Annotated in this window: 11 protein-coding genes; all 11 read left to right on the top strand. The window is 60.8% G+C overall.

What is annotated here, in order from left to right:
- Window positions 1-45 precede the first annotated feature (45 nt).
- The 11 genes from ACWKV4_RS04095 to ACWKV4_RS04045 all read left to right on the top strand — a co-directional run bounded on the left by ACWKV4_RS04095 (window position 46) and on the right by ACWKV4_RS04045 (window position 12579).
- Window positions 46-504, top strand: coding sequence for an Lrp/AsnC family transcriptional regulator (locus tag ACWKV4_RS04095; protein WP_483830969.1), 459 nt, complete (start codon window positions 46-48; stop codon window positions 502-504).
- 163 nt (window positions 505-667) lie between these two features.
- The gene (locus ACWKV4_RS04090; RefSeq protein WP_483830970.1) at window positions 668-2350 is read left to right on the top strand and encodes a flavin monoamine oxidase family protein; all 1683 of its coding nucleotides are present in this window, start codon (window positions 668-670) and stop codon (window positions 2348-2350) included.
- 4 nt (window positions 2351-2354) lie between these two features.
- A complete protein-coding gene (locus ACWKV4_RS04085; RefSeq protein WP_483830971.1) occupies window positions 2355-3146 on the top strand; it encodes a carbon-nitrogen hydrolase family protein in 792 nt (263 codons plus the stop codon).
- Between the two features lie 467 nt (window positions 3147-3613).
- On the top strand, window positions 3614-4726 hold the full coding sequence (locus tag ACWKV4_RS04080) for a glycosyltransferase family 4 protein (RefSeq protein WP_483830972.1): 1113 nt from the start codon (window positions 3614-3616) through the stop codon (window positions 4724-4726).
- Window positions 4727-4903: 177 nt separating this feature from the next.
- Window positions 4904-7360: a pyrroloquinoline quinone biosynthesis protein PqqF gene (pqqF, locus tag ACWKV4_RS04075; protein WP_483830973.1), complete on the top strand. Its 2457-nt coding sequence runs from the start codon at window positions 4904-4906 to the stop codon at window positions 7358-7360.
- A gap of 194 nt (window positions 7361-7554) precedes the next feature.
- A complete protein-coding gene (pqqA, locus tag ACWKV4_RS04070) occupies window positions 7555-7626 on the top strand; it encodes a pyrroloquinoline quinone precursor peptide PqqA (protein WP_124086857.1) in 72 nt (23 codons plus the stop codon).
- Window positions 7627-7694: 68 nt separating this feature from the next.
- On the top strand, window positions 7695-8606 hold the full coding sequence (gene pqqB / locus ACWKV4_RS04065) for a pyrroloquinoline quinone biosynthesis protein PqqB (RefSeq protein ID WP_483830974.1): 912 nt from the start codon (window positions 7695-7697) through the stop codon (window positions 8604-8606).
- A 9-nt stretch (window positions 8607-8615) separates the two neighbouring features.
- Window positions 8616-9368, top strand: coding sequence for a pyrroloquinoline-quinone synthase PqqC (gene pqqC, locus ACWKV4_RS04060; RefSeq protein ID WP_483830975.1), 753 nt, complete (start codon window positions 8616-8618; stop codon window positions 9366-9368).
- Window positions 9365-9640, top strand: a complete 276-nt coding sequence (gene pqqD / locus ACWKV4_RS04055) for a pyrroloquinoline quinone biosynthesis peptide chaperone PqqD (protein WP_483830976.1) — start codon at window positions 9365-9367, stop codon at window positions 9638-9640. Before pqqC ends, pqqD begins: the two co-directional genes overlap by 4 nt.
- Window positions 9612-10769 (top strand): pyrroloquinoline quinone biosynthesis protein PqqE, encoded by a 1158-nt coding sequence (gene pqqE / locus ACWKV4_RS04050; protein ID WP_483830977.1) that lies wholly within the window; start codon window positions 9612-9614, stop codon window positions 10767-10769. Before pqqD ends, pqqE begins: the two co-directional genes overlap by 29 nt.
- Entirely contained in the window at window positions 10735-12579 is a 1845-nt protein-coding gene (locus ACWKV4_RS04045; RefSeq protein ID WP_483830978.1) for a S9 family peptidase, read from the top strand. Before pqqE ends, ACWKV4_RS04045 begins: the two co-directional genes overlap by 35 nt.

Genomic DNA, 12579 nt, shown 5'->3' with positions numbered 1-12579 from the left:
GCTTGGTTTACTAGGATAGTCCCAAGCCCTTGCCTGCCGAGCCCTATGAACGATCAAAGCGCCTTTTCCCTGGATGGTGTAGACCGTCAACTGATCGCCGCCTTGCAGGTCAATGCCCGCGAGAGCGTGGCTACCCTGGCGCGTAAACTGGGTATCGCTCGCACTACGGTAACCTCTCGGCTGGCCCGCTTGGAACGTACCGGCATTATTGTCGGTTATGGCGTGCGCCTGGCCCAGCGGGTGCTCACCGGCGGCTTGCAGGCCTATGTGGGTATCACCGTGCAGCCCAAGGCGGGCCGTGAAGTGCTCAAGCACTTGGGCACCATGGCGCAGGTTCAGCAACTGTGCGCGGTCAGTGGCGAATTCGACTACGTGGCATGGCTGCGAAGTGATTCTCCCGAGCAGCTCGATCAACTGCTGGATCAAATCGGCGGCCTGGAAGGCGTGGAGAAAACCACCACTTCTATCATTCTCAGCACCAAGGTCGATCGCGGGCGGGCGTGAAGCCAAACGGCCAACCTTCGTCGTTTCTTTCTACCTTTTATGCAAAATGACTAAAAATTGCGCAGAAAGCCTGCACTCTGCGCCTTAATAACGTGCCCGCGCCTCCCTAGAATGCCCTGCAGTGTTTTTTATACTGTCATCACCGTATTTTCGTGAGGTGCTCATGCTCAAGCCCAACCGCCATCCCGCCGGCTTCGATAAGCCGATCACAGTGTTCGGGCCGGATTTCCCCTTCGCCTTTGATCAGTGGATCGAACACCCCGATGGCTTGGGCAGCATTCCCGAGGCCAACCATGGCAAGGAAGTCGCCATCATTGGCGCGGGTATCGCTGGCTTGGTGGCGGCTTATGAGCTGATGAAGCTGGGGCTAAGGCCCGTGGTATACGAGGCATCGCGGCTAGGTGGGCGATTGCGCTCCAAGCCCTTCGAAGGCGGCCAAGGCATCATCGCAGAACTGGGCGGCATGCGTTTTCCAGTATCCTCCACGGCCTTCTACCACTATGTGGACATGCTCGGCCTGGAGACCAAGCCCTTCCCTAACCCGTTGACGGCGGCTTCTGGCAGCACGGTCATCGACTTGGAGGGCCAAACCTACTACGCCGAGAGCGCCGCCGAATTACCTCCCATGTTCCAGGAGGTTGCCGATGCTTGGGCGGATGCCTTGGAAGAACGGGCGCACTTCAAAGACATTCAGCAAGCGATCCGCGACCGTGATGTAACCCGCCTTAAAACACTGTGGGACACGCTGGTGCCATTATGGGACGACCGCACCTTTTATGACTTCGTGGCCACGTCTAAATCTTTCGCAGGGCTGACCTTCCAGCACCGCGAGGTGTTTGGCCAGGTAGGTTTTGGCACCGGTGGCTGGGATTCGGACTTCCCCAACTCCATGCTGGAAATCCTGCGGGTGGTCATGACCAACTGTGACGACCACCAGCACTTGGTGGTGGGCGGGGTCGAGCAGGTGCCGTTGGGCATCTGGCAGCATGTGCCGGAGCGTTGCGCCCATTGGCCGGAGGGCACCAGCCTGAGCAGCCTGCACAGCGGCGCGCCCCGCTGTGGCGTGCAAAAGGTTACCCGTGGAAACGATGGCCAGTTCGCGGTCACCGACGTATGGGGCCATGTGCGCCATTACCCTGCCGTGCTCGCCACCTGCCAGAGCTGGCTGCTGACCACTCAGATCGAATGTGAAGAATCCTTGTTCTCGCAGAAGATGTGGATGGCCTTGGACCGCACCCGCTATATGCAGTCGTCAAAAACCTTCGTGATGGTGGACCGCCCCTTCTGGAAGGATAAAGACCCAGTCACCGGCCGCGACACCATGAGCATGACGCTGACCGACCGGCTTACCCGCGGCACTTACCTGTTCGATAACGGCGAAGGCAAGCCGGGGGTAATCTGCCTATCGTATTCGTGGATGAGCGACGCGCTGAAAATGCTGCCTCACCCTGTGGAAAAACGCGTGAAGCTGGCCCTGGATGCACTGAAAAAAATTTACCCCACCGTGGACATTGCCGGGCACATTATCGGCGACCCCATTACGGTGTCCTGGGAGGCCGACCCACACTTCCTGGGCGCCTTTAAAGGGGCGCTTCCTGGCCATTACCGCTATAACCGGCGGATGTACGCGCACTTTATCCAGAAGGACATGCCTGCTGAACAGCGCGGGATCTTCATTGCAGGGGATGACGTGTCCTGGACCCCTGCCTGGGTAGAGGGGGCGGTACAAACATCCCTCAATGCGGTATGGGGCATCATGAACCACTTCGGCGGCAAAACCACCGCGGCCAACCCTGGCCCTGGGGATGTATTCGACACCCTGGGCCCCGTGGCCCTACCGGACTAACCCTATGCGAATCGCGCTTTACCAAGGCCCAGCGGGGCCCAACCAGCCGGCGGCCAATCTTGCCCGGCTGGAAACCTGGGCCACCGAGGCAGCGCGGCAAGGCGCGGGATTGGTGGTGTTCCCCGAAATGTTCACCAGCGGCTACAACATCGGCCCGCAGGCCGCGGCCCGCCACGCCCAGCGCTCGGATGGCGCGGTGCCCAGTGAGGTGGCTGCTATTGCCAAGGCTCAGGGGATAGCCATTGCTTATGGCTATCCTGAAGCGGGCACCGATGGCGCGATCTATAACGCTGCTCAGTTGGTCGACGCCCACGGCACGCGATTGCTGGATTACCGCAAGGCCCACCTGTTCGGTGAGTTGGACAGCGCCATGTTCAGCCCAGGGGACGGGGGCTTTGAGGTAGCTGAATTGAACGGCTGGAAGCTCGGGCTGCTGATCTGTTACGACGTGGAGTTTCCTGAAGCCGTACGCCAGTTAACCTTGGCGGGGGCGCAACTGGTACTGGTGCCCACTGCGAACATGGCAGGCTTTGAGCTAGTGGCTGAAGTCACCGTACGCGCCCGGGCTTACGAAAACGGTTGTTACCTCGCCTACGCCAATTACTGTGGCAAGGAAGGCACACTTAAGTACTGCGGCCTCAGCAGCCTGAGCGGTCCAGATGGCGCCCAATTGGCACTAGCAGGTGCCGAAGAGTGCTTACTGATCACAGAGCTGAGCGCTGAGCACCTGCTAAAGGTACGCAAAGCCACCCCCTATTTGACGGACCGCCGCGCAAGCTTGTACCTACGGCCTTAAAGCCTGGCCAATATTCCGACGCGGCCTTGTACCGGTAATGGCCCCGTGCCGCTTAAATGGCGCCATCGTTAAATGACGGCCTAGCACAAGCCGCTCTCCGCACCTTGAAGATATTTACTTAAAAATCAATTAATTGGGCTCAGATAGCACTTTGAAAAAGGCGTCCTGAAAGGCCTACGGGCTTAAAAGCACCGAGAGCCATCAAAGTGATGGCGCCAAAAATAAAATTGCTTACTAATCAATAGTTTAAATAGTAAATAGCAATGTAAGTATTGTTGCGCAATTTTTTCCGTTGCAAAGGATTGACACCTTTCTACTTAGGGTGGATATAGCCCTTTCTTGCAGGTTATCAGAGCTTCATGCGTGCTGCTCTTAGGCCATAGGCTGCTTAGCTCAGCCCTTACGTCGATGTTCACCTGCATCCCCCTCCTGCTTTCCATAAAACGTTGCGCAAGGATGTATTGGATATGATCGTCATCAACGCTCGCTTTTTGACTGAGGAGCTTCGTGGCGTACAACGCTTTGCCGAGCAGATTTGTCTGTCGCTCAAAGCCATGCGCAACGACCTGGTTTTTGTCTCTCCGCCGGGTATCGTTCGGGAGGAAACAGCCAAGGCCCTGGGCGCCCAAGTGGTAGGCCGTCGCAGTGGGCACCTGTGGGAGCAACTGGACCTGCCCTTGTACCTTAGGCGCCAGGGTACTCCTTGGCTGCTGTCGCTATGCGCCACGGCGCCGCTGTTCTATCGCCGGCAACTGGTCACTCAGCACGACCTTAGCCATGTGCGTTATCCGGAAAGCTACAGCCGAGCGGCGCGCACGGCCCAGCGTTTGATGACGCCGCTAATGCTCAAGCACGCTCAAGGCCTGATCACCGTAAGCGAGTTCTCCAAACGCGAACTGGCTGAATTCTACGGCATGCCTCAGCCCGGAGTATTAGTGGTGCCCAACGCGGTAGGCGATGCATTCAAGCCACGACGGCTGGAAATCCCCCGGCCCTACTTGCTGGCCGTGGCTTCGCCAAGTGCCCATAAAAACATTGGCCGGCTGATCGAAGCCTTCTTGCGCCTCAAAAGCCACCCTGAAGTGGAACTGCGTATCGTCGAGGGTGGTAATAATCTGTTTGGCCATGCCAGCGTGCGTCAGCAGCGTGTGGATAACCCACGGATACGCATGCTCGGGCGGCTGACCGATACACAACTGATCGAGCAGTACCAACTGGCTTCGGCATTCGTGTTCCCTTCGCTGTATGAAGGTTTCGGCATTCCGCCCTTGGAAGCCCAGGCCTGTGGCTGCCCGGTGCTGGCCGCCAACGCAGCGTCTATCCCCGAAGTGTTGCAATCAAGTGCGCTGTATTTCGAGCCTTTGGACATCGACCAAATGGCCCGCGCCATGGCCTTGGTGCTGGATAACCCTGCCATTGCCGATCACCTGCGCACCCTTGGGCTGCGTAACGTAGCGCGGTTCAGCTGGCATGCTTCCGCCAGGCTGGTAAACGAGCGGCTCAATGCCTTAGACGGTGGCAACCTCAGGGCACGCCGCCCGGCGAAGGCAGAAAACCAGCACGCGCGGGAGTTGCAATAAGGCCCGGAAAGCCAAGCGATGGATTGATTCGCCCCATGAATAGTGGCAAAAGGCCCATTTCTCTAAGGAACAGCCCGGAATGGCTGCCGATGCAGCCGTTTCTTTTGTACGAAAATTCCCCTCGCTTTCCCGAAGATCCGCTACGATAAAGGCCTGTTGCCTTTGGATCGGATCCCTATGTCTGCTGCTTCTTTAGCCGCAAGCGACACTTTGGTACTCGACAACGGGCTACGCGTACGAATTTGTCATGAGCCACGCCTTAAGCGCGCGGCTGCATTCCTGCGAGTCGATGCCGGTAGCCATGATGTCGACCCTGCCTGGCCTGGCCTGGCGCATTTTCTGGAACATTTATTCTTTTTGGGGACTACTCGCTTCGCCAACGACCAGGCATTGATGCCGTTCGTGCAGCGCCAGGGTGGCCAGCTCAATGCCAAAACCGCCGAGCGCACCACGGACTATTTCTTCGAGGTCCCCATATCTGCGTTTGCTGGCGCCCTGGAACGCCTGTGCGAGATGTTGGCCAACCCTAGGTTAAGCATCACAGATCAGCGCCGTGAGCGCGAAGTGCTGCATGCCGAGTTCATCAGTTGGGCACGGGGCAACGAGGCTCACCACCAGCAGTGGCTGACCTGCGCGCTGTCGGCCAGGCACCCGTTGCGGGCGTTCCATGCGGGCAACCGCTACAGCCTACCCTTGGAGCGGCCGGACTTTCAGATCGCCTTGCGTCAGTTTCACCTGGACCACTACCATACCGGGCAGATGACCCTGACACTGGTTGGCCCGCAGCCTGCGGACTACCTCGCTCGCGTCGCTCAGCGAACCTGCCTGGCCCTGCCCCGTGGCATGCCACGCGCAAGGCCTGCACCGCTTGCCATGCTAGACGCAAGCGCCGAGCCCCTACCGCAACCCCCCGGGGCACGCTTCAACCTGGCGTTTGCCTGCCAAGAGTTGCCCGAAGGCAACGCCCAGGCCCTGGCCTTCTTCAGCACCTGGTGCGCCAGCGCTCAGCCTGGCGGCCTGCAGGCCGAGTTGTTACGCCGTGAACTGATCGAAAGCCTGCGCATAACCACACACTATCGCTATCAAGGCCAGGCCCTGCTAGACCTCGAATTCGCCCTCACTGCCAACGGCCAGCAGGCCTTGCCTACCTTGGCGGCGCTGACCTTCGACTGGCTAGAGTTTTTCCAGGCCTTGGATGACTGGCCGATGCTGCGCGAGGAGTACGCTCTGCTGCAACGCCGACAAAGCATGATCAGCGGGGCGCTAGAGCTGGCCCAACGGCTGGCGCAACCGCAGTGGCATGCTCCCGTGATAGATGAACAGGGCCTGAGCGCATTAAGGGCCTTGCTAGCCCAATTGCGCCCGGAAGGCGTGCTGCATCCTTTACCCGTAGCGGCGACGCAAGCCCCCGTTTTAACCGGGGCCCATTGGCGGCTGCCACAGCGCAACCGCTTCCTGCGGCCAAGCCGCCGCCCGGCTCACCCCGCTCCAGACCTACCTGCCATGCGTTACGCCAGCGGCAGTGAAAGCAACGGCCAGGATGCTGAACTGCTACTGCGCTGGCAGGTGGGTGCGGCGCATCGCAATGGGTTATGGCAAGTGGTAGAGCGTAGCCTGCAGCGGCTGACCCAAGAAGCCAAGCAAGCGGGCGTAAAAGTACTGTTCACGCGTTTAGGCGACGATTGGCAGTTACGCTTGAGTGGCGTACGCGAGCCCATGGCGCCCTTGCTGGAGCATGTGCTTGCTCTATGCAACGCACCGCCGCCAGAGGCATGGCGCCACGCCGAACCGCTTCCTACACCCGCGCAAACGCCTATTCGCGAGCTACTACGCCAGCTACCCGAGCACTGTGTGGAAAACGGGCGCGCGGCCGCGCGGCAACGCCCCGAGGACGCTCAGCCGGGAAAGCTGCTAAAGCTATGGAGCGATGCCCATTGGGAAGGCTTGGCGGTAGGGTTCTGCGAGGTCAGCCGCAGCGCTCTGAATCATGCGCTACGGACCATGCCTGGCAGGCCAGACCCGCAGATGCCAGCGCGTGCTCGCCCCATGCAGGGCAAGCGCTGGAGCACGCTACCTGGGCCAGGAGGCGAGCATGCCCTGCTGCTGTTTTGCCCCACACCGCCTGCGTCCATCAGTGAGGACGCTGCCTGGCGGCTGATCGCACAGATCGCCCAGGCGCCTTTTTACCAGCGCCTGCGCGTTGAGCTGCAATTGGGCTACGCGGTGTTCAGTAGCTTTCGGCAAATCGCCGGCCTGCCTGGGTTGGTGTTTGGCGTGCAGTCGCCGAGCGCGGACCACGCGGCATTGCTCGGCCACTTCGAGCACTTTTTCAAGCAGCTACCACGGTTGATCGGTAATCTGGGCAGCGAACAACTGGCGGGCCAACGCCAGGCGCTGATCAACCGGCTCAAGCCGGAAGAACTGGACACCACCCAGTTGGCCGACACCCTGTGGCAGGCACACCTCAGCGGCCATGGCGTGGATTACCTCAACCGCCTGCAAAAAGCCCTGGGCGCATTGCGGTCAACGGAGCTGGTCAGCGCGGCCTGGCGCCTGGCCAATGCCGAACATGGCTGGCTGGCCTTGGCCAATGGCGGCGAGCCACCGGACGGCTGGGAGGCCATGGGCCGTTAAGGCCAAAGCGGCGCCTTATAGGCGCCGCCATCATGGGCCGCGCATTCTTACCAAACCCGCAACAGGCTTTCCTGCATTTTTCACCTGACCGGCGGAGCAGTTTGGTTACAATACGCCCTGACTTGGCGTGAACGTCCCCGCTAACCTGAGGACTAAACCTTGCCTGCCCTTCTTTCTCATCGAGGATGATCACTATGTGGACCAAGCCGACCTACACCGACCTGCGTATTGGTTTTGAAGTCACCATGTACTTCGCCAATCGTTAATCATTTGTGTGTTGCCCTACGCCTCGGTCAGCCGGGGCGTTTTTATTTCCGGTGTGTACGGAGCCATCATGTACGTTCAAATCCTGGGTTCCGCCGCGGGCGGTGGTTTCCCTCAGTGGAATTGTAACTGCCCCAATTGTCGCGGCCTGCGTGATGGCACGTTGCGCGCCAGCCCACGGACCCAGTCCTCCATTGCCCTGTCTGACGATGGCGTCAATTGGGTACTGTGCAATGCCTCCCCTGATATCCGCGCGCAGTTGCACAGCTTTGCGCCCTTGCAGCCGGGCCGAGCGCTGCGGGATACCGGCATTGGCGGCATCATTTTGCTGGATAGTCAAATCGACCACACTACCGGCCTGCTGAGCCTGCGCGAGGGTTGCCCGCACTTGGTGTGGTGTACCGACATGGTTCATCAAGACCTCACTACCGGGTTCCCGCTGTTCACTATGCTCAGCCATTGGAACGGTGGCCTGGCCTGGCAACGTATCGCCCTGGATAAAAGCTTCGTGGTACCCGCCTGCCCTGGGCTGCGCTTTACCCCCCTGCCCCTGCGCAGTGCCGCCCCACCCTACTCCCCGCACCGCTTCGACCCGCACCCAGGGGACAACATCGGCTTGATCGTCGAGGATGTGAACACCGGCGGCCGCCTGTTCTACGCCCCAGGCCTTGGCCAGGTGAGCGCCGACCTGCTGGCACGCATGGGCGAGGCCCACTGCCTGCTGGTGGACGGCACCTTGTGGGAAGATGACGAGATGCAGCGCCGTGGTGTAGGCACCCGCACGGGCCGGGAAATGGGCCACCTGGCCCAAAATGGCCCTGGCGGCATGCTGGAGGTGCTCGACGGGCTGAACGTACCGCGCAAGGTGCTGATCCACATCAACAACACCAACCCCATTCTCGACGAAGACTCCCCCGAACGCGCTCAGGTATTGAGCCATGGGGTAGAGGTCGCGTTCGATGGCATGAGCATCGAGTTGTAGGAGCCCGCGATGAGCGCACAACCCATGACCCCGGCACAGTTCGAGTACGCCCTGCGCGCCAAGGGTGCGTACTACCATATTCACCACCCATTCCATGTGGCCATGTATGAGGGCCGCGCCACCCGTGAGCAAATCCAGGGCTGGGTCGCCAACCGCTTCTACTATCAGGTGAACATCCCGCTTAAAGATGCGGCGATCCTGGCCAACTGCCCGGATCGGGAAGTGCGCCGCGAGTGGATTCAGCGCCTGCTCGACCATGACGGCGCCCCCGGCGAGGAAGGTGGCATTGAAGCCTGGCTGCGGCTGGGCCAGGCCGTGGGGCTGGACCCGGACCAGCTGCGCTCGCAAGAGCTGGTATTGCCTGGCGTGCGCTTCGCGGTAGACGCTTATGTCAACTTCGCTCGCCGCGCCAACTGGCAAGAAGCTGCCAGCAGTTCGCTGACCGAACTCTTCGCGCCGCAGATCCACCAGTCTCGGCTCGACAGCTGGCCTGCCCATTACCCCTGGATCGACCCGACCGGGTATGAATACTTCCGCACCCGCCTGGGCCAGGCCCGGCGTGATGTGGAGCACGGCTTGGCAATCACCCTGGCCCACTACACCACAGTGGAGGGCCAGCAGCGTATGCTGGAGATCTTGCAGTTCAAGCTGGACATCCTCTGGTCCATGCTTGACGCCATGAGCATGGCCTACGAACTGAACCGCCCTCCTTATCACAGCGTGACCCACGAACGGGTTTGGCATAAAGGCATTCCACTATGAGCTTCGACCGTGAACAGGTACCTGCCTGGCGCCCCGGCTATCGCTTTCAGTACGAGCCCGCGCAAAAGGGCCACGTGCTGCTGTACCCAGAGGGCATGATCAAACTTAACGAAAGCGCCTCGGCCATCGGCGGGCTGATCGACGGTCGGCGCAGTGTTGCGCAGATCATCGCCAGCCTGGATGCGCAATTCCCTGGCGTCCCGGAGCTGGCCGACGACGTCGAGCAGTTCATGGAGGTGGCGCGTGCAAAGCACTGGCTCCAACTCGCCTGAGCCGGGCGGCGCCAAGGCCGGGCTACCGCTGTGGCTGCTCGCTGAGCTGACCTACCGCTGCCCACTGCAATGCCCGTACTGTTCCAACCCCTTGGATTTCGCTGCCCAAGGCCAGGAGCTGACCACTCAGGAGTGGTTTCGGGTAATGGCCGAGGCCCGCGAAATGGGCGCGGCGCAGCTTGGCTTTTCCGGCGGCGAGCCTTTGGTGCGCCAAGACTTGGCCGAGCTGATCGGCGAGGCCCGGCGCCTGGGCTACTACACTAACCTGATTACCTCTGGCATTGGTTTGACCGAAACGCGCCTGGATACTTTCAAAGCCGCTGGCCTGGACCATATTCAAATCAGCTTTCAAGCCAGCGACGAAGAGGTGAACAACCTGCTGGCCGGGTCCAAAAAAGCGTTCGCGCAAAAGCTGGCCATGGCCCGCGCCGTAAAGGCACGGGGTTACCCCATGGTGCTGAACTTCGTTACTCACCGGCATAACATCGACCGCATCGACCGCATTATCGAGTTGTGCCTGGCCCTGGAAGCGGACTTCGTAGAGCTAGCGACCTGTCAGTTCTACGGCTGGGCACAACTTAATCGCGTGGGCCTGTTACCTACCCGCGAACAGTTGGAGCGGGCCGAGCGGGTGACCAACGAATACCGCGCGCGGCTCGAAGCCCAAGGCCACCCCTGCAAGCTGATCTTCGTCACCCCTGACTACTACGAAGAGCGCCCCAAAGGCTGCATGAACGGCTGGGGGAGCCTGTTCCTGACAGTCACCCCAGATGGTACTGCGCTGCCATGCCATGGCGCCCGCCAATTGCCAGTGGCATTCCCCAACGTGCGCAACCAGTCCCTGGATGACATCTGGTACCGCTCACTAGGGTTCAACCGTTTCCGCGGCTTTGACTGGATGCCCGAGCCGTGCCGCTCCTGCGATGAAAAAGAAAAGGACTTCGGCGGCTGCCGCTGCCAGGCGTTCATGCTCACCGGAGATGCCAGTAACGCCGACCCGGTATGCGCCAAATCCCCACATCACGGGGTGATCCTCGCCGCACGGGAGGACGCCGAACGCAGTACCACTGCTATCGAAGAGCTCACCTACCGAAATGACCGAAACTCAAAACTCATTGCCCGAGGCTGAACCGCTAGGCGCTGCCGATGTAGTTGCCGCTGGCCGAGATTTCGCCGAGCTGGCCCTGAGCAGCGCAGGGCTGTTCTGGAACGAATACCGCCCCGAGGAGGGCGGTTGCCGCCTTTACCATTGGCGAGACAACCAGGCGCACTGCATCACGCCCTCTGGCTTTAGCGTACGTAGCCGCGTGTACGAATACGGCGGCGGTTCCTTTTGCGCAGGCCCGGAAGCGCTTTATTTCGTCAATGAGCAAGACCAACAGGTGTACTGCCAACCCCTGACCGGGGCGGCGCCACAACTGGTTAGCGGTGGGGGCTACCATTATGGCGGCCTGGCCTGGCACCACGGCCAGGTACTGGCGGTCGAGGAATGCCCTGACACGCCCTACCCCGTTCATCGGCTGGTCAGCCTGAATGCCGCCACGGGCGAGCGTCAAGTATTAGCCGAAGGCGCGGACTTCTACGCGACCGCAACGATCAGCCCCGACGGCCAGCGCCTGGCCTGGGTCGAATGGATTCGCCCCGAGTTGCCCTGGACCCGTACCCGGTTGATGTGCGCGGAACGCGCCCCCGGTGGGCGGTGGGAAACACCGGCATGCATCGCTGGCAACCGTGCCGAGGAATCCTTGCAACAACCCCGCTTCGATGCCAATGGGCGGCTGATGTGCCTAAGCGATCGTCACGGCTTTTGGCAGCCCTGGGCAGAAGGCGCGAAGGGGTGGTCCATGGTGCCTAGCCAGGAGGCCGACCATGCCGCCGCGCCCTGGCAGTTGGGCGCCATCACTTGGCTGCCGTTGCAAGGCGGCGGCTATGTAGCAACCTGGTTCAACGACGGCGTGGGTGCTCTAGGGGTAGTAGACGCCCAAGGCGCCCAGCAAGACGTCACTGGGGGCTATACCCGCTTCCGTAGCCTGGCTGCCGACCAGCATCGGCTCTACGCCATCGCTGCCTCGCCCTTGCTGCCTCCGGCGGTAATCGCTGTGGACCGGGCCAGTGGTCAGGTGGACGTACTCGCCGGGGGTGAGCCCTTGCTGCCCGCCGATCGAGTCAGCCTGCCCAAAGCCTTTACCTACCCTAGCGGTAGCGGTGAAGCTCACGGGTTTTTCTATCCGGCCCAGGGCAACCCGAGCGATGCGCCCTTATTGGTGTTTGCCCATGGCGGCCCGACGTCGGCGTGTTATCCCGTGCTAGAGCCGCGTATTCAGTTCTGGTGCCAACGCGGCTTTGCCGTGGCCGACCTCAATTACCGAGGCAGCAGTAGCTACGGCCGCGCTTACCGTATGGCCTTGCGGCATAACTGGGGCGTGAGTGACGTCGAAGATGCCGGGAACGTGGTAGGTTGGTTGCGCAAGCAAGGGTGGGTGGGCGATCGCTACGCTTTTGTGCGAGGCGGCAGCGCAGGGGGCTATACCACCCTCTGCGCCTTGGCGTTCCTGGATACCTTCAACGGGGGCGCAAGCCTTTACGGCGTTAGCGACCCCATGACGTTAGCGCGAGAAACCCACAAGTTCGAAGCTGACTACCTGGATTGGCTGATCGGCGACCCCGAGCAGGATCGAGCGCGATACGAAGAACGCACCCCCTTGCGCCATGCCGATCGTATCCGCGTGCCGGTTATTTTCTTCCAAGGTGAATTGGACTCCGTGGTAGTGCCTCAGCAAACCAGAGACATGGTAGCGTCACTGGAAGCCAATGGGATCGAAGTGCAGGCCCACTATTACCCAGAGGAGCGTCACGGCTTTCGGCAGGCGACTAACCTGGCGCACGCGCTGGAGCAAGAATGGCTGTTCTACGCTGGGCTTATAAAGCCTAGTGCTTAG

This window comes from Pseudomonas artemisiae (assembly GCF_057128685.1).
The sequence above is the reverse complement of the archived record's forward strand: the minus strand, read 5'-3'. Positions and strand labels throughout refer to the sequence as shown.